Raw genomic sequence first — 24,357 nt, forward strand, 5'->3', positions numbered from 1 at the left:
TGGATCCAGGACGGGATAGCCTGGCGTCCCGGACCACGCCGGCATGAGGCGGGCCCGGGAAAGCCGTTGGTCAGCGGGCGAGGTACGCTCCGCTGGTCCGCGACACGGTGGTGTAGCCGAACCGTGAGCCGGTGACGCGGACGGTGAGCTTGGTGCCCTTGTCGGCGGTCCGGACCTTGTAGGTGGATGCGTAGGCCTCAGAGATGACGACGCCGTTGCGCAGCCAGCGGTACGTGAAGGCAGTGCCCCAGCTCCACGTGCCCCGCTGCACGGTCAGGACATTCCCGACCTTGACCGTACCGGCAATCGTCGGCGTGGCCGAAATCAGGGGCAGGCCCGCCACCCTCGCCGAAGCGTTGATCGTCTGGTACTTGCCGCCCGTTGCAGTCGGGTTCACGTAGGCCGAGAGCTTCGTGCTGGCGTCGGCCTTCGTCAGGACGTAACTCCAGCCGTAGGCCCCGGCGATCTGGACGCCGTTGCGCAGCCAGTGTACGTCCGAGGTGATCCCCGCCCGGTCATACCAGGGGTCGGGAGTCAAGGTCACCTTCGACCCGACGGTCAGGGTTCCGGTAATGGCCCGCGTCGACTCACGCGCGGTCACGGGCTTGGGTGCGGTGACTTTTACCCAGGCGGTGGTGTAACCGGGGGCGGACGCGGTCACAAGGACGGCGAGGGTCTTGCCAACTTGGGGCTGTTCCGGGGTGAAAGTCGCGCCGCTGACCGTTTTCGACCCGTCCAGCCAGTTGTAGGTGAACGTCAGCCTGTCGGAGGGCACGGACCAGGTCCCGGCCGACACCTTCATCACAGAGCCGGTCACGGCGTCCCCGGTCACGACCGGCTTGGTGACGTTCGTCAGCTGCTTCAGCTCCCCGGCCGCCGGCACGGCGACCGGGTTGGAGTAGATGTGGGTGTCGTACCAAGTGCCGGACTCGAGGACCAGGGTGTGGCCCTGGTCCTTGGCCGTGATCGTGTAGGTCAGCGCAGTGGCTCCGGGAATCACGACACCGTCGCGCAGCCACTTGTAGGTGTACTCGCCCCGCCAGGCAGTCCAGGGAACTTCGTCTACGGCGGTGAGGACCTCCCCCAGGCCGGTGCCGCCGGTGACCACGGCGCCGGGGGCTTGGTCGAAGTCAGAAACCTTTCGCTGTTTAGAGGTCGCGGCGGCCGGCTTGAACCCGGGCGCGTGGCCGGTGATCCTGACGCTCAGTAGCCCCGTTGATCCCCAGCCCTTCGGGTCGAACATTTCCGCGGTGGCACCCGGGATGGGCTTGCCGTCGCGAAGCCACTGGTACTGGCGGTGGATGACCGGAGCGCCCTTGAAAGTTCCCCCAGCGAACACAAGACGGCTGGGCCTATCCGGGTGGGTGTCCAATTGAGCGATGCCAACATCCCCCGCAACGACGGACGGGACAGCGCCGCCGGCGATCGTGACGGGGTTGGTTTTGGCGGACTGCAGGGTCGTCTTTGCATAGCTCGGCGCTGCCGCCGTGGTCTTGACCCGGAGGCCCTTGCCGAGGTCCGCCGTGGTGAGCAGGTAGGTGGGGCCGGTGGCGCCCGGGATGGGCACGTCGTTGCGCAGCCACTGGTGCGTGAGCGTGGCGTCCGCGGGATCCCAGGCGCCGTTAACAACGGTCAGGGTGCTGCCGACCTGGAGGGCCCCGCCGATGCCGGGCCGCGGGCCGGCGACGGCGCCGCCGTTGACCAGCATCGGATACGGATGCCCGTCCGGCGCCGTGCAGAATCTGACTGAGTCGACCACCGGGCCGCAGGAATCGATGTTCGGTGGGATGGCCCACTGATCGGGATCGGCCTGCGCCGGAACGGCGAGGCCCGCAAGCGAGAGCGCCGTGAGCGAGAGCGCAGTGAGTGCCCCGGCGATGCCGAAGCGGATGGTCTTCTTGTTCAATTTTCCCCCAAGTCTTTGAGCCGGCTCCCGGCTCCCCCGTCGCCGAGCATAATGCCCAGACACCATTTCAACAATGATTGCGCAGGTCAGGGGCTTGGAATGATGGTGCTGCTCTGCACCGGTCACGGGTCCGTGGGCAACGCGGCCGGGGTCCAGGACCAGTGCTGGGCCGGCTTCATGCAGGCGACCTTCAGCGCAGAAACGGCCTTTTCGACTGTCCAAACCGGGAAGGGCGTTGCCGCTGGCGGCCAACGACTAAGGTCAGGCCTGGAGATTTCGGTGGGTGCCGGAGCCGTGCTCAGTCGGGCTGACGGCCGCGGATCCTGGATGATCCTGCCCTGCAGCCGGGCCACGCACTCAAAGGTTCAAAAACCCTTGAAATCTGTGGAGCTAAGGAGATTCGAACTCCTGACCTCTTCGATGCGAACGAAGCGCTCTACCAACTGAGCTATAGCCCCGAAGCAACGCCGGTCCTGACGGAACGGCGTTGCCGGTGTCCCTAGGCTACAAACTATCTGCGCTGTTTTCCAGCCAGCCCCGGAAAGTCTCGGTGCCGTGTCGCGCCTCCGGCACCAGGTTCAACCCCTCGCGCAGGTAGCGGCCCATCGCGCCGGGCAGTGGTAAGCGCACGAGTTGACCCTTTGCGCGGGTGGCCCGCTGCCATTCCCGGGCAAAGTCGACCATGTCTTTGGATTCGGGGCCGCCGAGGTTCAGTACCCGGTGCCGCGGGCCCGCGGCTGGAACGGGCGCCGGGTCAAGGGCGGCCTCCAGCAGTACCGCGGCTGCGTCGGCCGGCGATACCGGCTGGAACCGGGCACCTCTGACCACGGGGATGATCCGCAGCTTTGAGCCGGCGCCGAACATCATCGCGAGCAACGAGTGGAACTGGGTGGCCCGGACCACCACGGTCTCGAGTCCGGACAGCTCGTAGGCGTGTTCTTTGGCAGCTTTCGACCGGTAGAAGGAGGAGTTGCTGCGATCGCAGTTCACGATGGACAGCATGACGGCCCTGGCCGTTCCCGCGTCCTGTGCAGCGGCCAGAAGCCGCGCACCGCCGTCGGCGAAGTTCTTGCGCGCCTTCCCGGCGCGCCCTTCCAGGCAATCGATCACGACGTCGGCGCCGGCCAGGACGGCCGCTATCCCCTCTCCCGTCGTGACGTCCGCGCGGAAGTACTCCGCGCCCGGGATGTTGCCGGCGGCGCCGGCCCCCGGCGGGTTGCGGCTGAGGACGGCCACGGCGTGCCCGGCGTCGACGGCCAGGCGCACCACTTCTCGGCCCACTTGCCCGGTTCCACCGGCAACGCAGATCCTTGTCATGACCCGAGGCTACCGCAGCGAAGCCCGCCGGCGACGCTGCGGGGAAATGAAGAACCCCGGGCCGCCATCGCTGGCTGCCCGGGGTAATCTCCGGAAGGACGGGGCCGATCAGGCGCGGCGCCGCTGGAGGACATCATCCAGGTTGCTCAAGGCGCTCTGGGCCTTGCTGAGCTGCTTAGTCTCAGAATCGTCGGCGGTCTGCGGATCGGACGCTGCCGGTCGCGCCGAGGCCTGCTTGAGAGACGGTTTCCCTACGGCCTTCGGCGCCTCGGGAAGGTCAAGGGGCATTGGGGCCGCACGTTCGGCCTTCGGGGCTTCGACGTAGGTGGGCTTGGGAACCTCGACGGGCTCCCAGCTCGTGCCCTCCGCTACTGCACCTGCGTCGGCTGCCATGGCCGCCGAGGCATCCCCAGAGGCGACGGCTTCAGCGAGGGCGGCCTGGCGGAGTTCCAGTGCGGTCAGCGGCTTCGGCGCGGGCTCGGGCGTGTCGCGGCCCGCTTCGGCGTCGAAGAGCGGGCTTTCCGGCCGGGCAGCGGGACGTCCGTCGGGAAGGGAGGGCGTCTGTTCGGGCACCGACGGCCGCGCAGGGGTGCGTTCCGGGCTGCCCATGGCTGCACGGAATGCAGCGTTCATCTTCCGCCGGCGATCGCGGACGGCAAGACGACGAAGCAGCGCCACTGCGGCGAAGGCGCCCAGGAGGGCGGTCACCGGCAGCCAGCCTGAACCGATGCCGAAAAGCCGAAGGGCTCCGGACACCACTGCCGTGAGGAGAGCCAGGAGCCCGGCTACCGCCAGCACCAGCCGCGCCCAACGAATCCGGAATGCCGGGGAGCCCGACGCAGCAATCGGATTCACCCGAGGGGTCGCCGCTTTGCCCGCCCCAGTCCCAGGTGTGCCGCCGGCCGGGTCTGCGCGCTGTGTGCTGATCATGGGTTTCTCCTGCTGCGCCGCCATTTTCATAACCTTCCCCGCATGTGGATCTGCTGGTTCCATGTCAATGACATCCGCCAGGAAGTCGCCTGCAGGCTGCAGCTGGTGGCGTCCGTTCCGGAGAACGTAAGGCGCCACCCACACGATCCAGAGCGCAACAGCAATGACAAGGATCACAGAGCTGCTAAGAGGGAAGTCCACACTCAAAACCGTATGAGGTATATGAGGTGCTGCCCCGCATTGTCAGGGGTGTGTCGCGCGCGCAGCGGCGACTGGCCGGCGTCGGGGCGTCGTGGCTGGTCAGGCGGCTCTCATGGGCCTCAGGACTGGCGGGTTCTCAGCCACCGCGCGAGGAGGCCTTCCGGCACTTCCTCAGCCGTGAGCGCGAAGGTCCGGTGGTCTGCCCATTCACCGTTGATGTGCAGGAACCTGGGCCGGAATCCCTCGTCACGAAACCCGAGTTTTTCCACCACGCGCAGGCTCGGCGCGTTCTCCGGCCTGATGTTGATCTCCATGCGGTGCAGGCCAAGGGTGCCGAAGCAATAGTCGGTCGCCATGGCCACGGCGGTCGGGGCGATCCCCCGGCCGGCCCGTTCCTTGTCGACCCAATAGCCAAGCGTCGCCATCATGGCCGACCCCCAGACAATCGAGGACACCGTCAGCTGCCCCACGATCACCGGCGCCTGATGGCCTGGTGTCCATTCCGCGATGACGAACGGCAGGGCCGTGGCCTGCGCGGCCTGGGCCTTGAGCGAGCGCACCATCTGCCGGTAGTCCGGCAGGCCGCCGCCGGGGACCGGGTTCGATGCCTCCCAGGGGGCCAGCCACTCGCAGTTGCGGGACCTGAGCGCTGTCCACTCCTTGCGGTCCCGGTACCGGATCGGGCGCAACACGATTTCGCCGCTCTCCAAGGTCACCGGCCAGGTGAAGCTGCCCCCCACGGGAGTTATTTGGCGAGGCTGGGGGCCAGGCTGGACGCGAAGCCGGGCAGCCATTCGCGCAGGCCCGGGCCGAGGTCCTCACTGTCGCAGGCGAGCTGGACACAGGCCTTGAGGTAGCTGAGCTTGTCGCCGGTGTCGTAGCGGCGGCCGCGGAAGATGACGCCGTACACGCCGTAGCCCTCGCCGGTGCCGGCCGAGAGTTCCTGCAGGGCGTCCGTGAGCTGGATTTCCCCGCCGCGGCCGGGCGCGGTGCGCTCCAGTACTTCAAAGACGGCCGGGTGCAACACGTAGCGGCCAATCACGGCCAGGTTGGACGGGGCGTCCGCGACATCGGGCTTCTCCACGAGCTGGTTGATGCGGACGTAGTCCTCACCGCCGATTGCCTCGACGTCCGCGCAGCCGTAGGCACTGATCTGGGACGGGTCCACCTCGATCAGAGCGACCACCGACCCGCCGGTCTTGGCCTGGACCTCGATCATGGTGCTGAGGAGCTCATCGCGGGCGTCAATGAGGTCATCTCCCAGGAGGACGGCGAACGGCTCATGCCCGACGTGCTGCTTGGCCCGGAGGACCGCGTGGCCGAGGCCCATGGGATCGCCCTGGCGGACGTAGTGGATGTCACCGAGGTTGCTGGCGGCCTGGATGGATTCGAGCTTCGCAGTGTCACCCTTCGCCTCCAGGGTGGACTCCAGCGCGGGGACGCGGTCGAAGTGGTCCTCCAACGCCCGCTTGTTGCGGCCAGTGATCATCAGGATATCGTTCAGGCCGACATTCACGGCCTCCTCGACGACGTACTGGATGGCCGGCTTGTCAACGACAGGCAGCATTTCCTTGGGCATGGCCTTTGTGGCCGGGAGAAACCTGGTACCAAGGCCCGCGGCGGGGATAACGGCCTTGCGGACGGAAGCGATGGGTGTATTCACACGACTAATCTAACGGAGGGACCAATCATTGCGTAATCATTATGCGAACCGCCTGCCGGCCCCCCGGTGCAGCGCGGCCGCAAAAGGCAGAGGAGGGGCCAAGATGGCGTCAAAAGAGGAAATTCGCTCCAGCCACAGGGCGGCGCGTTCCGCACTCCCGCTGACCGCACAGGACACCGCCGCGGCGGGCATCGCCAGCCACGGGCTCGCGTGGGCCTCCGGGCTTGGCCGCGGCCGCCAGGGCACCTTCGCGGCGTACCTCGGTGTGGGCGCCGAACCGCCCACACTGCCACTGCTGACTGCCCTGGTCGAGGCCGGGCACCGGGTGCTGCTGCCCGTTTGCGAACCCGACATCGAGCTCAGATGGGTGTACTGGACTCCCCAGTCCGGGTTTGTCCGCAGCCGGTACGCGCCCATCCAGGAGCCTGTCGGAGAGCGCCACGGAACCGAAGTCATGCGGGACGCCACCGCAATCTTCCTGCCGGCCACCGCGGTGGATTTCTCGGGCAACCGAATCGGGCAAGGCGGCGGCTACTACGACAAGTTCCTTGCCGCCCTGGCTGCCATGTCCTCCGCATCCGGCGGGGCGGACGCCGGGGCGGACGACGCTGCCGCCGACGCTGTCGCGTTGCCGACTGCCGCCGTCGTCTATGACACGGAGGTGCTGCCCGCAGGCAGCATCCCCGCGGAGTCGTTCGACCGGAAAGTCGACACGGCGCTGACCCCGGGCGGGATCGTCCGGCTCGGCCGATCCCGGCCTGCCTGATCCGGGTTCCCGCCAAGGTGATAGAATTGGCACTCAGGCCCTGCGACTGCTAAGGACGGAACAGGTCGATAGACATATCGGCGGTGATCCGGACTCCGCAGCACGGGACCTGCTCGTTTGCCCCTGAGGAGGATTTCCAGTGCCCACGTATGCATACGCCTGCAAGGACTGCAGCCACGCCTTCGAGATCGTGCAGTCGTTCAGCGACAACTCCTTGACGTCCTGCCCCGAGTGCCAGGGCACGCTGCGCAAGAAGTTCAATAGCGTCGGCGTAGTGTTCAAGGGCTCCGGCTTCTACCGGACCGATTCGCGCGACACCAAGGGCAGCACGGTTTCCCCGGCTCCTGCAGCTCCCGCGGCCACCCCCGCGCCCGCCGCAGCGGCCAGCTAAGGCACCTGCCGGGTTGGCACCGGCCGCCGGCTGGGCTACGGCCGGCTGATTCTGGGCACTGCCTGAATCCCTGTCCGCTGTTGCCGTTGCCGCTGTTGCCGTTGCCGCTGTTGCCGTTGTCCACATAGGACGTTCCGCAGCTGCCGCCGCTCTGCGCAGATCCGTAGCGTGGCGGCATGGAACTTTTCCTCACCGCGGTTTCCCCGCCTTCGTTCAAGACGGCTGCCCCGGCGGCGCCTGTGCCGTCTTCCACGCCTTTGTTCAGGCCTTTCCGCGCCGCAATGCCTGAAGCTGGCCCCGGCCGCTGGTCCCGTACCGGTATCCGTCCAACGAGCCTTCCTGCCGCCACGTTTTCCGCCGCGGGCCTTCCGTTCCGGAGCCGGATCGGTCCCGTGAAACCCCGCCGGCGTCCGCCCCGCGGCCGTCCGTCGTGGCGCCGCCTGCGCGGCTGGCTGAACCGGAACCGGCGGCTTATCGCGGCCCTCCTGTTCTGCATCCCCGCCGGGCTGACAGTTCAGCAACTGGCTCCAGCGCCCACTGACACTGTCGCAGCCTTCGCCGCCGCGGCCGATCTGCCCGCTGGAAAGTCCCTGGAACCCGGCGATCTCAGCAGGATCAGCGTGCCACCCGGCCTTATTCCTGCGGGCAGCCCCGGCAGCGAGACCGCGTTCGAGGGAAAACAGCTGGCCGCACCGTTGCGCCAGGGCCAGCTCCTCACCGACGCCCAGATCCTGGGACCGGGCCTGCTCGCCGGAAGCCCGCGAGGCTCTGCGGCCGTGCCGCTGAGGATGGCAGATCCGGCCTCCATCCAGCTGGTCTCCCCCGGGCAGCTCGTCAACGTGGTGCTCACTGCCGGCAACGGCATGGAACAACCCGGCGAAAGCCAAATCCTGGCCGAAGCCGTACCAGTGCTCTGGACGTCGACGCAGGGCGGCAAAGCCGGCTCCTGGCCCGCCACTGCGGAGACTGACGGGCTGGTGGTGGTGGCAGCGACGGCCGACCAGGCCCGCAGGCTGGCGGGCGCGTCTACCCAGGGCAAATTGTTTTTCGTGCTTGTGGCGTCACCGCCGGGCTAGCCGTCCAGCCAGCAGGGCGTTTCCGCCGGGCCAGTGGCCCGGGCCGTAGGCTCCGACGCGGGCCGCGCCCGCAGGCTCTGGGCTGCGGGCGCGGCCCGTCAGCCCCAGTGCGGCGGCTTCTGTTCCTGGAGCCAGGCGTCGTGATCGTAATTATCAGGCTGGTCACCCCAGCGCCGGGGGTCGTCTTCCGCCGCCTTGTTCGGCAGCACACCCTCCGGAACGGTGGCCTGTGCCTCCGAACGGCGCGACGTCTCCTTCGCGGCCTCCTGGTCCGGCCCGTCGCCGGTCGATTCCCCGGTCGATTCGCCGGCCTTCGACCCTGCGGTGTCGGCCGCGGCCCCCGTCGACTCACCGGTCTTCGGCCCCGCGGTGTCCGCCGCGGCGCCCGCCGCGCCGGCTTCGCGGGCGCCGGTGGCGCCGGCGTCGTTCGTGTTGCCGGCGTCGTTCGTGTTGCCGGTCTTGCCGGTGTTGCTAGTGATGCCGTCCGCACTCATGCCGCCGGCCTCCTTACTGCCTGTATTGCCTGTCATTGCTGATGCTGGTGCCTGCCGGCGGAATTCTTGGCCAGCAGTTTCATGGCCGCGGAACACCTGTCCCGAGGGTTCGGCCGCCACGTGGTACTCGGCGGCCCGCGCCTCGTCAATCGCCAAGTGCTCGATGCCGTCGTCGAAGAAACCGTGCGATGTCCGCAGCCGGCTGGACACGGCGGGCTTCTCCAACCCGAGGTAGCCGCCTATCCGGTCGGCGCAGGCCGAGGGGTCGGTGAAGACCTCTATGGTCCACAGGGGCATGTACCGCCAGCCAAGCCGCTCCAGGAGCTGCGGCCGGAGCCTGCTCCGTTCGCGGACGCTCATTCGCCGGTAGTGGCTGGTACCGTCCGACTCGATCGCCACCGGACGGGGAATCTCCGCATCGTCCTGGCCGATCGTGGTCATCGGATCGGCGGCCGCCACCATGTTCAGGACGCCGTCGTACTGGTGCCACACCCGTGCCCCGCGGGCCCGGAGCCGGTCACCCAGGTCGGCCACGAGCGGATCGGCGCCGAGCGCCTGCTCGCTGGCCGCGGCCCGGGAGGCGGGGCTCCCAAGATCCGTGTTGCCCGCGATCTCACGGTCCAGGAGCTCGTAGAAGTCCACGGCGCCGTGGCTGAGGCGGCTGACATCAAGGTCTTCGGGCCGGAAGCAGCTGAGCACGTGCAGGGACCGGCGGGCACGCGTCATCGCCAGGGCGAATTTTGCTCGGCCACCTTCGGCGGAAAGCGGCCCGAGGCTGTGGAGGGTGCGCCCATGCGGGGTGCGGCCATAGCCCGGGGAAAAGATGACGTGGTCGCGCACCAGGCCCTGGGCCCGTTCCAGATCCACTACGCGGAAGGACTCATCCCCCGCAGTGAAGAAGCTGCCCAGCATGGGGTAGTTGGGCAGTTGCGCCCTGATGGCCTCGCCGATCCGGGCGGCATGGCGAAGGCTGCCGGTCACCACGGCCAGCGACGTCCGGGGGCGGAGCCGGGCGTGCTCGAAGACCAGCTCCACCGCGCGGTTGACCTCGGCAACAACCGATTCGACGCCGTCGTGGTCAGCGCTGGGCAGCCCCGTGCCGTCGGGGAGGTACTCCACGCTGAGGGTACGGTCCAGCCCTGTGGCGGATTGGCCCTCCGGGAGGCGGGTGAGTTCCCCGCCGTAAAAACCCTTGCTGAGCTGGCGCACCAGGTCTTCATCGACCGCACGGTACACGGTCCTGAGGTTCCAGACCGGAAGCACGGCAGAGAGTGCCCGGTACGAGCTCTCAACGCTTTGGTAGGAGCTCTCCCCCACGGCGAGCCGTTCGACGCCCACGGTAAAGGTCCGGGGGCTGGCGATCTGTTCGTCGCCGAAGGCGATGACCTGCCGGGACCGGGCGATCGCCGGGAGGACGGCCTGCAACGAGGTCGTCTCGGCGTCAAGGATCACGACGGCATCGAAGGTCTGGTCGATCGGCAGCAGACCCGTCATGAGGTAGGGGCTGACGGACCACACCGGTACCAGTGTGGGCAGCAGCTCCTGCGCCTGGCCGCTCAGGGCTGCCAGGGTCACCCGGCCGTCCTTCAGCAGGCTGCGCAACAGCTCGGCCTGGCGGGGGTACGCCGAGATGGCAGTGCGCCAGCGCTCGGACAGGTTCCAGCGCAGCCGGGCAGCGCCGCTGGCGATATGGGCGTTGTCCGCAAGTCGGTACTCCGCCTCAAGCTGGCGCAGGGCGTCGCCGTCGGACATGGCGAGGTAGTCATCGCCGCTGATCATGGCCTCCAGGGCCGACTGCCACCAGGCCAGCTCAAGTTCGGCGGTCACCGACCCCTCCGGGACCTCGCGCTCGGCAAGGTCGGCGAGAAGCTCGCCCAGGCCGTGCTCTCGCATGCTTTCGACGAGCAGCGTGCGCTCCGGAAGGGTTTCAAGGGTCGCGCTGTCGGCGACGAGCCGCCGCACCCGGGGCAGGAGTTCGTCGTAGGGTGCGCGGTCCAAGTCGCCGCCGGCAGCGGTGTGCTTGACAGCCAGGCCCAGTTCAGCCAGTTCCGCTGCGAGCTCCCGGTAAAGGCCGCTGATTTCAGCCAGCCCGGACGGCACGGCCGGGTGCCGCTGCGTGGTCGCGTAGCCGGACCAGGCGGCGCGCTGTTCCTGCACGAGGACCAGGGAGCTGTGCAGGTCCGCGATGTGCACGCCGGGCCGGACGTACTCCTTGGCCACCCTGCGCAGGCGTGAGCGCTGCATGGACGGCATTTCGATCCCGCGTTCCCTGCGCCAGGCAGAGGACGCGGTGGCCGAGATCAGGTCGTGGACGGGCCGGTCAAAGATGTCGGGAGTGAACTTGTCCAGACTTTCGCGGACGGCCACGAGAAGTTCGATCTGCTCGCCCCATTCGGCGAAGGTCCGGCCGAGCCGGATCTCTGCGTGTTCCGCCACGGCATCCATGCGCCCGCGCAGCAACGGCAGTTTTTCCGCAACGGACTGGGCAACGCCCTGCGCCTCCTGCGTCTCCTTGCGGGTCAGCAGGCGCGCGCCGTGCCAGGGGCTGGTGGTCGACGCCCGGCTGAAGCTGCCGAGCTCGGCGGCGCGGCGGAGCCGGCCTGCGAGCTCCTCGCGGTCCCGGATATTGTCCAGCACGCTGCGCTTGAGCCGGACGGTCGTCGCCGGTGCCGGCTGGATGGAGGTCAGCTCTGCAAGGGACTGCATGGCCTCATACGGCGAGCAACCCCAGCGCGCCCGGACGTTGTGCAGGGAGGCTACGTGGTCCATGAGGGCGTGGCGGTGCCCGGTCAGTGTGGCGTGAAGGTTGCTCAGTTGCGGCTGCAGCGACTTCTCGTTGCGGACGATCGCCCGGACCAGCTGGCCCTTCAGCTGCAGCGGGCTGGCGCTGCCCGTCAGCTGCAAGAGGACCGAATCCAGGCCGAGGCCATCCAGCTGCCCGGAGATCTCGGCGAGGCTGGCCCGCCTGTCGCCAACCACCAGGACGGACTTGCCCTCGTCCACCAGGGCGCCGATGGTGTTGATGACTGTCTGGGTCTGGCCCGTGCCCGGCGGGCTGCTGACCACCAGCGAGTCGCCCGCCCGGACGGCGTCGACCACATACTGCTGGTCCGTGTCGGCGTCGAGCAGCAGAAGCTCGTCCGCGGGGTCACGGTCGTCCGTGCTGGGGAAGCGGCCGGGTTCCAGAGCAGGCACGTCGACCAGTTCGCCGGAACCGGACCGAGCCAGCGCGGTGACCAGGGGGTTGTTCTGGTTGATCCACGGATCATCGAGGTTGCCGGAGAGGTCGGCGAACGTGGAGACGAGCAGGTTGTGTTCGACCTCCGCGCCGTGAATCGGCTGGACCAGGGTGCCCAGGCGGTCCAGAACGGGCTGCGGGTCGTAACGGGCCGTGCTGTACGCCATCCTCGTCACCGCGTTGACGTCGAAAACGATCCCGTGGACGGTCTTGAGGTGCCGGACCAGCGCCGGGTTGATCTGCGCCTGTTCGGTGAGCTGCAACTCATAGTCGTCCTCGCCGGGGCGCACCGTGAGGGATATGGCGGTGAGCATGACCGGGGCCGAGATCCGTTGCGGCTTACCGCCGACGGCGGACGTCCAGACGACCGTGCCGGCGGAGAAATACCCCGCGTCGATGCCGCGGTCATTGGCGAGTTCGAAAATCTTGGAGCGCAGGTTTCGTGATGCCCTGGCCGCGACAACGAATTGCTGGCGGTCGCGGATCAGGGTCGAGAGCCGGGTACGTCGCCCTGCCATCAGCTGGGCGAGCCCCGAGGGATGGGCATGAGTCAGGTCAATTGAGCCTTCGGGCGTCTTGGTGAAGCGCAGCATGGTATCTGCACCGGTGACGGGCTTGAGCCCCGACAGCCATTTCCTGAACTCCTCGGAGCCCTCGGGGTGGCCTTGACCAACTGACACTGCTGCCTTCTTTTCTGTGCTCGACTTCTCTGTGCCGGACCGCGGCGGGCTCGACTCTGGCGGGTTCGTCGTATCAACGCTCGTCTGTGTTGCGTCCGCGCTTTCCCTGGCCGCATCTTGTGTGGTCGCGGTTGCCAGGCTCGCGCGGGACGCCTTGGACCATACCGGCATGCTTTCGAGGGTAGCCCGAATCCCCCGCAGGTGCGGGGCCGCAACACTGGGCGGTGCGAAATTCAGGCTGAATTGTCAGAAACATTGTCAGGAACAAAATGAAATGGCCGGCCTCGAAAGGCCGGCCACTCAGATTGCTATTCCCACTCGATGGTTCCCGGCGGCTTGCTGGTCACATCCAGCACCACGCGGTTGACGCCTTCCACCTCGTTGGTGATCCGGTTGGAAATCCGGGCCAGGAGATCGTAGGGCAGCCGCGACCAGTCGGCGGTCATGGCGTCCTCGGAGGACACGGGGCGCAGGACAATCGGGTGTCCGTAAGTGCGGCCGTCGCCCTGGACGCCCACGCTGCGGACGTCCGCCAGCAGCACCACGGGCATCTGCCACACTTCGTCATCCAGTCCGGCCGCGGTCAGCTCGGCGCGGGCGATCGCGTCGGCCTTGCGGAGCAGGTCCAGGCGTTCCTTGGTGACATCGCCAACAATCCGGATGCCGAGGCCCGGGCCGGGGAACGGCTGGCGTCCGACGATTTCCTGCGGCAGGCCGAGCTGGGCACCGACCGCGCGGACCTCGTCCTTGAACAGGGCGCGCAGTGGTTCAACCAGTTCAAACTGCAGGTCCTCGGGGAGCCCGCCCACGTTGTGGTGGCTCTTGATGTTGGCCGCACCCTCGCCGCCGCCGGATTCGACGACGTCGGGGTACAGGGTGCCTTGGACGAGGAACTTGATCTTCTCCCCGTGCGCCGCTGCCTCGGCAATGATCGCCAGTTCGGCTTCCTCGAAGGCGCGGATGAATTCGCGGCCGATGATCTTGCGTTTGGTCTCGGGATCGCTGACGCCGGCAAGGGCGCTCAAGAAGCGCTCCTGCTCGTTGGCGACGTAGAGCTTGACGCCGGTGGCGGCCACGTAGTCGCGTTCGACCTGTTCGGCTTCGCCCTCGCGCAACAGCCCGTGGTCCACGAAGACGCAGGTCAGCTGGTCGCCGACGGCGCGCTGTACCAGGGCGGCGGCCACAGCCGAGTCGACGCCGCCGGAGAGGCCGCAGATGACCCGGGCGTCGCCGATCTGGTCACGGATCCGCTGGACCTGCTCTTCCAGAATGTTGCCGGTGGTCCAGTTCGGTTCCAGCCCGGCGCCCTTGAAGAGGAAGTTTTCCAGGACCTGCTGGCCGTAGGCCGAGTGCTTGACTTCGGGGTGCCACTGGACGCCGTAGAGGCGCTTGTCCTCATTGGCGAACGCTGCGACGTCGGCGCCCGCCGTCGTCGCCAGGACCTCAAAGCCCTCGGGGGCTTCGTGGACGGAGTCGCCGTGGCTCATCCAGGTGCTCTGGTGCTGGGGCATGCCGGCCAGGATGGAGCGGCCCTCGCCGAGTGTGGTGGTCTCGGTGGCGCCGTATTCGCGCAGGCCCGTCTGGGCCACCTTGCCGCCGAGGGCGTTGGCCATGGCCTGGAAGCCGTAGCAGATGCCGAAGACCGGGACGCCGGCCTCGAAGAGGTCGGCACCGACGCTGGGGGCGCCGTCGGCGTAGACGCTCGAGGGCCCGCCCGAGAGGATGATCGCGGCGGGGTTCTTGGCCAGCAGCTGCTCGGTGCTGTACGTATGCGGAACCACTTCCGAATACACATTCGCTTCCCGGACGCGGCGGGCAATCAGCTGCGCGTACTGGGCACCGTAGTCAACAACCAGAACCGGCCTGTGGGACGTCTGGGATGCAGTGGGAGTAGTCACCCCACTAGACTACTTTGCGCTGCTGCCCGCCCGCACATTGAGAAGCCGGTGCTGGCCCGAATCGCGGGCCGAGGTAAGCGAACTCACATGCCCGACGGCGGCTGCCGGCGTCGAGTCACTGACCCGGAAGGACTGATCGGGACGGATCAGGAAGGGCGCCGGGTCAGGAGGGGTTCAGTACCGCTGGGGCGCCTGCGGGTTTGCTGCGAGTTCGGCCTCGACCTCGGCGTGGAACTTCTTCTCGACGAAGAAGGACAGGAACGGCACGACGCCACCCAGGGCCATAACCACCAGCTTGGTGAACGGCCAGCGCATGAGCGACCACAGCCGGAAGTTGGAAATCAGGTACACGACGTACATCCAGCCGTGCACGATCAGGACCGTGATGGAGAGGTTGACGCCCCCGATCACCCCTGGCGGCTCGGCGTCTGCGAATCCGAGGCCGAACGGCTGGCCGGTGACGGCGTTGGTGCCGCCGGCGAAGAGGTACTGACCGAAGCCGTACCGGGCGATCAGTTCGGCGCAGAGCAGCAGCAGCATCGTGCCCGTCAGGTAGGCGAGCACCTTGTAGAACTTCAGGGCGGACCGGATTTGGGCCTCGGTGCCGCCGAAGCGGCGCTTCTTCCCGGCTTTCCCCGTGCCGTTGGTGGACTGCGGCTGGATGGCGGGCTGGGGCTCGATCATGATTGCACTCTCGGGTCTGTGGGTTGGGGGGCTGTGGGATGGGAGTCGGTGGGCGCTTGTGCCGCCTGGTGGTGGGCCGCCTGGTGGTGGGCCGCGTTGTGGTGGGCCGCGTGGCGGTCGGTTGGGGGCTCTTCGCCGGCCGTTTCCTCGTCGAGCGCGTCTTCGAGGTCGCGGCGGTAGTCGTCCTTGACGAGCCGCCACCAGATGAACAACGCGAAACCAGCGAAGACCACCCATTCCACGGAATAGAAGAGGTTGAGCCAGTTGACCTGTTGCGCGGGCGGCTGCGGGCCGATCCGGAGGGGTTTGACGTCGCCGCCTGCGGCCGCGGCCCCGACGTCGGTGCCGCCGGCCAGTTCGGTGGTCGCTGCGACAAAGCCCGGGTAGCTGCTGACGTTCCAGTCGTTGATGATTTCGGCAACCGAGACGGCGCTGGCGCGGCCGGGTCCGGGATCCGTCCGCGGCAGCGGGGACTCGGACGGCAACAGCCGCCCGGTCAGTTCGATGGTGCCCGACGGCGGCGCCACGGCGTCCGCGGGATCCGCCACCCATCCGCGTGCGACCGGAATCCAAGTCTGCGGTGTGGCCCCGCCGCCTTTCAGGGCCGGGGCATCCTTGACGGCGAAGGCCGACACGATCCAGTAGCCCTTCGCCCCGTCATTGAGCCGGCCGGGGACGAGGACCTGCTTCTGGGGGTCGTAGCTGCCGGTGGCGGAGACCATCTGGTCAGCCACGGATCCGGGGAAGAAACCACCCGGCTGCAGGACCGAGGTGAGCTGCCGCGTTTGCTCCGTTGTGGTGGAGACCGGGGCTTCGGCCTGCGTTGAACGGCCGAATTGCCACTGGCTGAGCAGCACAAAGACCCCGGAAATGGCGATCGCGAACACGAGTCCTGCGATCCAGCGGGGTTTGAGGGCAGTTTTCAGCACCCCTTAAAGGTACTTCGTCCCTGTGTAGAACAGCGAAACGGGCCATCGAGAGTGGGGCCGCCGGGTCCCTGCGTGGCGACGGAGTCGACACGAAAGGGCCTGCCCCTAGAGAGGGGCAGCCGGGTCCCTGCGTGGCGACGGAGTCGACACGATAGGGCCTGCCCCTAGAGTGGGGCAGCCGGGTCCCTGCGTGGCGACGGAGTCGACACGATAGGGCCTGCCCCAATCTCAGTGGTCGAAGAACACCAGGCTGGAATTGATCAGTTCGGCGATCACTTCGGCGTCGTAGGCGCGGCGGAGCGATTCGCGGAAGGACTCTTTCGACAGTGAGCGTGCCAGCGTCGCGAGCACTTCGAGGTGATCGGAAAAGGAGCTCGCCGGGGTGGCGATGAGCAGAATCACTGTGGCCGGGCCGTCGGCCGCGCCGAAGTCCAGCGCCCTGCCGTACTTCGTGATGCCGACCGCGATGGATGTCTGTGACACGAGCTCGCTGCGGGCGTGCGGCAGGCCGACACCGCCGGGCAGGCCGGTTGCGAGCTGGTGCTCCCGGGCATTGACCTGCTTGAGGAAGCCCTCGAGATCGGAGATTCGTCCGGCAGCATGCATGCGTTCAGTGAGCTGGGCAGTGGCGTCGAGCTTGTCCGTGGCATCCATTTCGAGGATCACCATCTCGGGTGTGGTGAGCTCGGCGTCGTACCGGTCCAGTGGTTCCGCCAAGAGATGTCCCTTCGAAGTGGCGTCAGTGACGCCGGCCGGCAGTCCAATGACTAGCGTTGCAATCCTGCACTGCCGGCCGGCGCTGAGTCTTAGCGCAGGGGCACGATGTCCTCCACGCCCAGCCGTGCGGCATCGGCGGATTCGTCGTCCGGCTGCTGTTGGCTCAGGCGCTCGGCATCAACCCGGGCCAGATAGTGCTTGATTTCGCCCTCGCGCTGCGCATCACTCCAGCCGAGAACGTCTCCCATTAGTTTAGCGACTACCGGAGCGGCGGACACACCGCGGTCCCACGCTTCAATCGAAATCCGGGTGCGGCGGGTCAGGACGTCCTGGACGTGCCGGGCGCCCTCGTGCGTGGCCGCGTAGACGGCTTCGGCAGCCAGGTAGTCGTCAGCGCCCGGCAACGGTTCGGCCAGTTCCGGGCTGTCGGCGATGAGCGCCAGGACCTCCGGCGTCATGGCACCGTAGCGGTTGAGAAGGTGTTCGATCCGGGCAACGTGGACGCCGGTCTCCTCCGCCATCCGGTTCCGCTGGTTCCACGCGGCCTTGAAACCGCTCGCCCCCAGCAACGGGACGGATTCCGTGCAGCTGGCCGGGACACGCTCGTCCATGCTGCGCGTCGCCTCGTCGACGGCGTCCTTGGCCATGACCCGGTAGGTGGTCCATTTACCGCCCGCCACCACCACGAGACCCGGCACGGGGTGGGCCACCACGTGTTCGCGGGAGAGCTTCGCGGTGGAATCGCTTTCGCCGGCCAGCAGCGGCCGCAGCCCCGCGTAGACGCCCTCGACGTCCTCGCGGGTCAGCGGGCGCTTGAGGACCTTGTTGACGTGCTCGAGCAGGTAGTCGATGTCCTTGCTGGAGGCCGCGGGGTGGGCCTTGTCGAGGTGCCAGTCGGTGTCAGTGGTCCCGATGATCCAGTGCCTGCCCCAGGGGATCACGAAGAGCACGGATTTCTCGGTCCGCAGGATCAGCCCCACCGTGGACTGGATCCGGTCGCGGGGCACCACGAGGTGGATGCCCTTGGACGCCCGCACCTTGAGCTGCCCGCGGTCTGTCACCATGGCCTGGGTCTCGTCCGTCCAGACCCCGGTGGCGTTGATGACCTGCTTGGCGCGGATTTTGAAGCTGGAGCCGTCCTCGTGATTGACCACCTTGGCGCCGACCACGCGCTCGCCCTCGCGCACGAAGTCCACAACCGACATCTGGTTGACCGCGTGGGCGCCGTAGTGCGCCGCGGTCCGCACGAGGTTGGCGACGTACTTGGCGTCGTCGACCTGGCCGTCGTAGTAGCGGATGGATCCGACGAAGGCGTCGTCCTTGAGGCTGGGGGCGGCGCGCAGGGTCCCTCGCCGGGACAGGTGCTTGTGGAAGGGGACGCCGCGGCTGTGCCCGCCGGTGATGGACATCGCGTCGTACAGGGCGATTCCGGCGCCGACATAGGGCCGCTCCAGGAACGGTTTGTGGAGCGGGTACAGGAACGGGACCGGCCGGGCCAGGTGCGGCGCCAGGACGGAGAGAATGAGGCCGCGCTCATGCAGTGCCTCTTTGACCAGGCCGAAGTCGAGCATTTCGAGGTACCGGAGGCCACCGTGGATGAGCTTCGAGGACCGCGACGACGTCCCCGCAGCCCAGTCGTTCGCCTCGACGATGCCCACACTGAGCCCTCGGGTCACGGCGTCGAGGGCGGCGCCGGCACCCACGATGCCTCCGCCCACGATCAGGATGTCGAGCTCTTTGCCGGGGGCGGTGCTGCCCCTGAGCACAGTGATTGAAGCCTCGCGAGCCGCTGGCCCGAGGGCACCTCCGGCCTCGGCAGAACCGCCGGGAAAACTGTTCATGTCACGCCTCCATCCGGATCAAACCTCGTAGGGCACCAGACTACGTCCAAGTTTCCCGGATGGGCAGGGCCCTCAACGGCCCGCGCGCGGTTTCAGTTGCCGGCGTACGGCGAGACGACGACGTCGACGCGCTGGAATTCCTTCAGGTCCGAGTAGCCGGTGGTCGCCATTGAACGGCGCAGCGCGCCGACGAGGTTGGAGGTGCCGTTGGTGTGGTGGCCGGGCCCGAACAGAACCTCTTCGAGCGGCCCGACCGTTCCCACGTTGACCCTGTCGCCGCGGGGCAGTTCGAGGTGGTGGGCTTCCTGGCCCCAGTGCCAGCCCTTGCCGGGGGCTTCGTCGGCGCGGGCCAGGGCGCTGCCCAGCATCACGGCGTCGGCGCCCATGGCGATGGCTTTGACGATGTCGCCGGAGGATCCCATGCCGCCGTCGGCGATCACATGGACGTAGCGTCCGCCGGACTCGTCCATGTAGTCCCGGCGGGCCGCCGCGACGTCGGAGATCGCGGAGGCCATGGGCGAGTGGATGCCCAGGGCGCGCCGGGTGGTGGTGGTGGCTCCGCCGCCGAAGCCGACCAGCACGCCGGCGGCGCCGGTGCGCATCAGGTGCAGGGCCGGGGTGTAGCCGGCCGCCCCGCCGACGATCACGGGGACGTCGAGTTCGTAGATGAACTGCTTGAGGTTTAGCGGCTCGTGGTCCTTGGAGACGTGCTCGGCCGAGACAGTGGTCCCGCGGATGACGAATATGTCGACGCCGGCGGCCACCACGGTCTTGTAGTGTTCCTGCGTGCGCTGCGGGGTCAGGGAGCCGGCCACCGTGACGCCGGCGGCGCGGATCTCGGCGAGGCGGGAGGTGATCAGCTCAGGCTGGATCGGCGCCTGGTAGAGCTCCTGCATGCGCCGGGTGACGGCCGGGCTGTTGGTCTCGTCAGCGAGGCCCGCGATTTCGTCCAGTACGGACTGCGGGTTCTCGTACCGGGTCCACAGGCCTTCGAGGTCGAGCACACCGAGTCCGCCGAGGCGGCCCAGGGCGATGACGGTCTCCGGCGACATGGCCGAATCCATCGGCGCCGCGATGACCGGCATGTCGAATTTGTAGGCATCGATCTGCCAGGAGACGGAGACGTCCTTGGGGTCACGGGTGCGCCGGTTGGGGACGATCGCAATGTCATCCAGGGAGTAGGCACGACGCCCACGCTTGCCACGGCCAATCTCAATCTCGTAAGTCACTGCTCTAGGTTATCCCAGCGGACGCGGGGCGCCGCTTCGGCGTACTGTGGCGTCATGCTTTGGCGTAACGGACAGCGGTGGATCTTCGACGGACACATTGCCGGACTCGGCACGGGATCGGGCCTGCGCGCGGTGGTGGGCCTATGGACGCAGTCCCCGTTCGGGTCCTTCACCGACGCGATGGTCCAGCTGCCCTCCGGCCACCGGATCCTGCTGGCACCGAGCGTCGAGGCCGCCGGCTTCATCAGCGCGGTCTATAACTTCGACGAGACCTGCATCGTGCCCCTGGCATCAGAGCATGGGGCGGGGCAGCTCGCCGTCGACGCCGGGCCGCTGCGGATCCGCGCCCGGCTCGGGTCCCGCACCCGGCTGGGCGCCGTGGCGCGGCTGGTCCCCCGGGCTCTGGCGGTGCATCCGCGCTGGCTGCGTGCGGTCAACCCCATTGCGGGCAGAATCATCCCCGGCGTGCGCACTGCGGGCACGGCCAAGGGCGGCCGGCGGGAATACTACGGGGTCACCGATCTGCACCGCATCGACTCCGCGACCGTCAGCTGGGACGGCGCCGACGCCGGCCCGCTCACCGCCATCCGCCCCGCCGTCAGCTTCGGTTTCAGCAGCGTCCCGCCCGAACCCAGCCTGGCCCGGGTGCGGACGACCATCGAGGGCGCTCCGCTTACTCGCCGCTGACGTTCTCGGTGTCCGGGACGGTGAGCTGGGACTCGAACATCCGGAAGTACCGGCCGCGGCGCGCCACAAGTTCCCTGTGGGTGCCTTGTTCCACGATGCGGCCTTCCTCGAGCATGTAGACCACATCGGCCTTCTCGATCGTGGCCAGGCGGTGGCTGATGGCGATGATGGTGCTGCTGCGGTCAGCGAAGAGCCGCGTGAAGATCCGGTGTTCCGCCAGCGCGTCGATGGCCGACGTCGGCTCGTCCATCACCATGAACGATGCGCCGCGGTAGAAGTTCCGGGCCATCGCCAGCCGCTGCCACTGCCCGCCGGACAGGCCGGAGCCCTTCCGCCCGCGCGGGTCCTCCATCCAGTTGCTGACGTGGTTGTCCAGGCCGTTGGGCAGTTTGTTGATGAATTCGAGGGCCTCGGCATCCGCGGCGGAGCGCCGGACCCGTCCGTCGTCGCGGGGCGAATCGACGTCGCCGAAGAAGATGTTTTCCGCCGCGGTGGCGAATTCATACTTCAGGAACTCCTGGCTGAGCACCGCCAGGTGCCGGTGCCAGGAGGTGACGTCGACGGCGGCGAGGTCCACGCCGTCGAGCATCACCTGCCCGGAGTCGGGACGGTACAGCCCGGCCAGGATACGGATCAGGGTGGACTTGCCGGCGCCGTTCTCCCCCACGATCGCGATGTGCTGGCCCTGCCTGATGGTCATCGAAATGCCGCGGATCACCTCCAGTTCGCTGCCGGTGTACGTGAAGCGGATGTCCCGCAGTTCCACCGTCTTCGGCGCCTGCAGCAGCGGCGGCGCGTGGCCGGACGGCACGGGCAGGGCCATGAAGAACTCGTAGTCCGTGAGGTTCGCCAGGTCCTCATCGATTGAGCTCAGTGAGGAGACGAGGCTGTTGGCGGTCGAAAGGGCGCGGCTGACAATCTGCTGGACATAGAGGAACTGCCCCACCGGCTGGGCCCGGGCGATGATCTGGCCCACCACCCAGATCAGCGAGACCACCTCGGCGCCGTACTGCAGGGCATCGGCCGCGAGCTGTTTGGGGATGTAGCGCTTCTGGAAGTCCAGCCGGCGCTTTTCATCGGCGTCCCGCAGGCGGGAGCGCAGGCCCATCAGGTAGCCGACAATCCCGTAAAGCCGCATCTCGGCGATGTGCTGCGGCCGCAGGAGGTTGGTTTCGATCATCCTGCGCTGCCGGCGCGAATCGACCTGGGTGTTCCAGTGCGCGATCTGTTCGCGGGAGAGCTTGAACTGCAGGTAGACGCTGGGGACGATCGCAACCAGGACGATCACGGCGATCCACCAGCTGACCAGCAGCAGCGCGCCGATCGCCAGCAGCACGGAGACGAGCTGGGTGAAAATCGCGGCGATCCGGTCCAGGACGCGGGCGTAGGAGTCGGAGAAACGCTTCGCCCGGTCGTACAGGTCCACGGTCTCTTTGTCGTCGTAGCGCCAGAAGTCCAGGGTCAGGAAGCGCTCGTACATCAGGTCACCGACGATCGCGCCGACCCGGAAACTCATGAGCTGCTGGATGTAGCGGTCCACGCTGCTGAACGATCCCCAGAAGAGCCCGAGTGCCGCGGTGATGATGACGTACACGACGGCCTGCGCGCCGGCGTCGGCGTCGCCCGCGTAGGCGGCGGCCAGCGCCGTGGTGGTCAGGGCGGCGAAGTACGTCGTGACCAGCGGCAGCAGTGCCGAAATCAGCGAGCCCAGGACCTTCATGACGACGGAGGCTGGCGAGGCGCGGAAGCTCACCCGCAGCACTTGTGCCACGGCGCGGGCGTAGGGCTTGAGCGCGAGCTTGCGTTTGGGCGCGCGTGCCGGCAGGAGTTCGGACATGCCTCCAGCCTAGTTCCGGGACCCGGAGCCAGGGCGTGAGCGGCACCGCCGCCGGGAATCGGGGCGCCGTTAAACCGGGTGAGCCCGCCGAAACCATGGTTTCGGCGGGCTCACCCGGTTCGGGCAGCGGGTCTTAGCGCGACCCGTAGTTCGGTGCTTCGACCGTCATCTGGATGTCGTGCGGGTGCGACTCCTTGAGCCCGGCCGCGGTGATGCGGACGAACTTGCCGCGCGCCTTCAGCTCCGCCACGGTCGGTGCGCCGGTGTAGAACATGGTCTGGCGGAGCCCGCCGACCAGCTGGTACGCCACCGACGACAGCGGACCGCGGTACGCGACCCGGCCCTCGATGCCTTCCGGGATGAGCTTGTCATCGCCGGAGACGTCGGCCTGGAAGTAACGGTCCTTGGAGTACGAGGTGTTCTTGCCGCGGGTCTGCATGGCGCCGAGGGAGCCCATGCCGCGGTAGCTCTTGAACTGCTTGCCGTTGACGAAAATCAGGTCGCCCGGGGATTCGTCGCAACCGGCCAGGAGGGAACCGAGCATCACGGTGTCGGCGCCGGCGACGAGCGCCTTGCCGATGTCACCGGAGTACTGCAGGCCGCCGTCGGCGATCAGAGGCACGCCGGCCGGGATGGCGGCCTTCGCCGACTCGTAAATGGCCGTGATCTGCGGGACGCCGACGCCGGCCACCACACGGGTGGTGCAGATGGACCCGGGACCGACGCCGACCTTGATGCCGTCGGCACCGGCGTCGATCAGGGCCTGGGCGCCTTCGCGGGTGGCGGCCTGGCCGCCGATGATGTCCACGTGCGCGGCAACAGGATCGGACTTGAGCCGGCGGATCATTTCCAGCACACCCTGGGAGTGGCCGTTCGCGGTGTCCACGAAGAGGGCATCCACACCGGCGTCGATCAGCGCCATGGCGCGTTCCCAGCCGTCGCCGAAGAAGCCGATCGCCGCGCCGACGCGCAGGCGGCCTTCGTCGTCCTTGGTGGCGAGCGGGTACTGCTCGGCCTTGGTGAAGTCCTTCGTGGTGATCAGGCCCTTGAGCCGGCCCTGCTCGTCAACGAGCGGGAGCTTCTCGATCTTGTTCGTGGCCAGCTTGTGCGAGGCTTCCTCGCGGCTGATGCCGACGTGTCCGGTCACGAGCGGCATCTTGGTCATGACATCGCTGACCAGCCGCAGCGGGAAATCGGATTCGGGCACGAAGCGGGTGTCGCGGTTCGTGACGATGCCCAGCAGCCTGTTGCCCTCGTCCACGACCGGCAGGCCGGAAACGCGGTAGCGTGCGCAGATTTCGTCCAGCTCGGCCAGCGTGGCCTCGGGGCCGATGGTCAGGGGGTTGGTGATCATGCCGGATTCGCTGCGCTTAACCCGGTCCACCTGGTCGGCCTGGTCGGCGATGGAAAGGTTGCGGTGCACGACGCCGAGACCGCCCTGGCGGGCCATGGCGATGGCCATCCGGGACTCCGTGACGGTGTCCATCGCGGCGGAGAGCAGCGGGGTCTGGACCGTGATGCGCTTGGAGATCCGGGACGACGTGTCCGCTTCCGAGGGGATCACGTCGGTGTGGCCGGGCAGGAGCAGGACGTCGTCGTACGTCAGGCCGATGAAGCCGAAGGGATCGTGTTCGGGCTGGGTCATGAGTGCGCCTCTTACCTTGGGTTACGGGTTCACGGGTAGGGGTTGCAACAGATGACCAGCCCGTCATTACGGGTCTGGCCTGTGCAGAAGGTCATGCAGAAGGTTCGTGCAGAAGGTTCGTGCAGATGATTCGTGCAGAAGTCCTCAATAAATAGTAGAACCTTGGCGGCGATAGCCATATTCCGGGCGGTAATGTCCGGTTTCAATGTGAGCCGCCCCATGCCGGAC

Annotated in this window: 18 protein-coding genes and 1 tRNA gene; 4 read left to right on the forward strand and 15 right to left on the reverse strand. The window is 67.8% G+C overall.

The window, feature by feature from the left end; translation table 11 throughout:
• Positions 1 to 70: 70 nt before the first annotated feature.
• From AC1DNG_RS15815 to galU, 6 genes are all read right to left on the reverse strand, one after another.
• A complete protein-coding gene (locus AC1DNG_RS15815; protein ID WP_476887733.1) occupies positions 71 to 1,906 on the reverse strand; it encodes a hypothetical protein in 1,836 nt (611 codons plus the stop codon).
• Between the two features lie 385 nt (positions 1,907 to 2,291).
• A tRNA-Ala gene (locus AC1DNG_RS15820) sits at positions 2,292 to 2,364 on the reverse strand.
• 46 nt (positions 2,365 to 2,410) lie between these two features.
• A complete protein-coding gene (locus tag AC1DNG_RS15825) occupies positions 2,411 to 3,223 on the reverse strand; it encodes an SDR family oxidoreductase (RefSeq protein WP_476887734.1) in 813 nt (270 codons plus the stop codon).
• A gap of 108 nt (positions 3,224 to 3,331) precedes the next feature.
• Positions 3,332 to 4,330: a hypothetical protein gene (locus tag AC1DNG_RS15830; RefSeq protein WP_476887744.1), complete on the reverse strand. Its 999-nt coding sequence runs from the start codon at positions 4,328 to 4,330 to the stop codon at positions 3,332 to 3,334.
• Positions 4,331 to 4,473: 143 nt separating this feature from the next.
• Positions 4,474 to 5,094 carry a GNAT family N-acetyltransferase gene (locus tag AC1DNG_RS15835; protein WP_018773754.1) on the reverse strand — a complete coding sequence of 207 codons (621 nt, stop codon included), beginning with the start codon at positions 5,092 to 5,094 and terminating at the stop codon, positions 4,474 to 4,476.
• Between the two features lie 5 nt (positions 5,095 to 5,099).
• Positions 5,100 to 6,017 (reverse strand): UTP--glucose-1-phosphate uridylyltransferase GalU, encoded by a 918-nt coding sequence (galU, locus tag AC1DNG_RS15840; protein ID WP_476855733.1) that lies wholly within the window; start codon positions 6,015 to 6,017, stop codon positions 5,100 to 5,102.
• A 103-nt stretch (positions 6,018 to 6,120) separates the two neighbouring features.
• Between galU and AC1DNG_RS15845 the strand changes: the two genes are divergently transcribed.
• The 3 genes from AC1DNG_RS15845 (at position 6,121) to AC1DNG_RS15855 (ending at position 8,250) form a co-directional block, all read left to right on the forward strand.
• Positions 6,121 to 6,783: a 5-formyltetrahydrofolate cyclo-ligase gene (locus AC1DNG_RS15845; RefSeq protein WP_476887735.1), complete on the forward strand. Its 663-nt coding sequence runs from the start codon at positions 6,121 to 6,123 to the stop codon at positions 6,781 to 6,783.
• A gap of 139 nt (positions 6,784 to 6,922) precedes the next feature.
• Positions 6,923 to 7,174, forward strand: a complete 252-nt coding sequence (locus AC1DNG_RS15850) for an FmdB family zinc ribbon protein (protein ID WP_079550223.1) — start codon at positions 6,923 to 6,925, stop codon at positions 7,172 to 7,174.
• A 392-nt stretch (positions 7,175 to 7,566) separates the two neighbouring features.
• Positions 7,567 to 8,250: an RcpC/CpaB family pilus assembly protein gene (locus tag AC1DNG_RS15855; protein WP_476887736.1), complete on the forward strand. Its 684-nt coding sequence runs from the start codon at positions 7,567 to 7,569 to the stop codon at positions 8,248 to 8,250.
• 98 nt (positions 8,251 to 8,348) lie between these two features.
• Here AC1DNG_RS15855 and AC1DNG_RS15860 read toward each other — a convergent pair whose 3' ends face one another.
• The 7 genes from AC1DNG_RS15860 to AC1DNG_RS15890 all read right to left on the reverse strand — a co-directional run bounded on the left by AC1DNG_RS15860 (position 8,349) and on the right by AC1DNG_RS15890 (position 19,960).
• A complete protein-coding gene (locus AC1DNG_RS15860; RefSeq protein ID WP_476887737.1) occupies positions 8,349 to 12,662 on the reverse strand; it encodes an AAA family ATPase in 4,314 nt (1,437 codons plus the stop codon).
• Positions 12,663 to 12,970: 308 nt separating this feature from the next.
• Positions 12,971 to 14,560: a glutamine-hydrolyzing GMP synthase gene (gene guaA, locus AC1DNG_RS15865; RefSeq protein WP_476887738.1), complete on the reverse strand. Its 1,590-nt coding sequence runs from the start codon at positions 14,558 to 14,560 to the stop codon at positions 12,971 to 12,973.
• 174 nt (positions 14,561 to 14,734) lie between these two features.
• Positions 14,735 to 15,244, reverse strand: coding sequence for a DUF3817 domain-containing protein (locus AC1DNG_RS15870; RefSeq protein WP_028275738.1), 510 nt, complete (start codon positions 15,242 to 15,244; stop codon positions 14,735 to 14,737).
• Positions 15,241 to 16,173 carry an SURF1 family protein gene (locus AC1DNG_RS15875; protein WP_476887739.1) on the reverse strand — a complete coding sequence of 311 codons (933 nt, stop codon included), beginning with the start codon at positions 16,171 to 16,173 and terminating at the stop codon, positions 15,241 to 15,243. Before AC1DNG_RS15875 ends, AC1DNG_RS15870 begins: the two co-directional genes overlap by 4 nt.
• A 228-nt stretch (positions 16,174 to 16,401) precedes the next feature.
• The gene (locus AC1DNG_RS15880; protein ID WP_476887740.1) at positions 16,402 to 16,890 is read right to left on the reverse strand and encodes a PTS sugar transporter subunit IIA; all 489 of its coding nucleotides are present in this window, start codon (positions 16,888 to 16,890) and stop codon (positions 16,402 to 16,404) included.
• Between the two features lie 89 nt (positions 16,891 to 16,979).
• Positions 16,980 to 18,731: a glycerol-3-phosphate dehydrogenase/oxidase gene (locus tag AC1DNG_RS15885; RefSeq protein WP_028275740.1), complete on the reverse strand. Its 1,752-nt coding sequence runs from the start codon at positions 18,729 to 18,731 to the stop codon at positions 16,980 to 16,982.
• Positions 18,732 to 18,823: 92 nt separating this feature from the next.
• Positions 18,824 to 19,960: a GuaB3 family IMP dehydrogenase-related protein gene (locus tag AC1DNG_RS15890; RefSeq protein ID WP_230007196.1), complete on the reverse strand. Its 1,137-nt coding sequence runs from the start codon at positions 19,958 to 19,960 to the stop codon at positions 18,824 to 18,826.
• Positions 19,961 to 20,014: 54 nt separating this feature from the next.
• Here AC1DNG_RS15890 and AC1DNG_RS15895 point away from each other — a divergent pair, with 54 nt between their 5' ends.
• Positions 20,015 to 20,647 carry a hypothetical protein gene (locus AC1DNG_RS15895; protein WP_230007195.1) on the forward strand — a complete coding sequence of 211 codons (633 nt, stop codon included), beginning with the start codon at positions 20,015 to 20,017 and terminating at the stop codon, positions 20,645 to 20,647.
• Here AC1DNG_RS15895 and AC1DNG_RS15900 read toward each other — a convergent pair.
• Positions 20,634 to 22,484, reverse strand: coding sequence for an ABC transporter ATP-binding protein (locus tag AC1DNG_RS15900; RefSeq protein ID WP_476887741.1), 1,851 nt, complete (start codon positions 22,482 to 22,484; stop codon positions 20,634 to 20,636). The two genes, AC1DNG_RS15895 and AC1DNG_RS15900, sit on opposite strands and share 14 nt — an antisense overlap.
• 133 nt (positions 22,485 to 22,617) lie before the next feature.
• The gene (guaB, locus tag AC1DNG_RS15905; RefSeq protein WP_018773740.1) at positions 22,618 to 24,129 is read right to left on the reverse strand and encodes an IMP dehydrogenase; all 1,512 of its coding nucleotides are present in this window, start codon (positions 24,127 to 24,129) and stop codon (positions 22,618 to 22,620) included.
• Positions 24,130 to 24,357: the final 228 nt, after the last annotated feature.

It is taken from the genome of Arthrobacter sp. 01T425 (assembly GCF_056398725.1).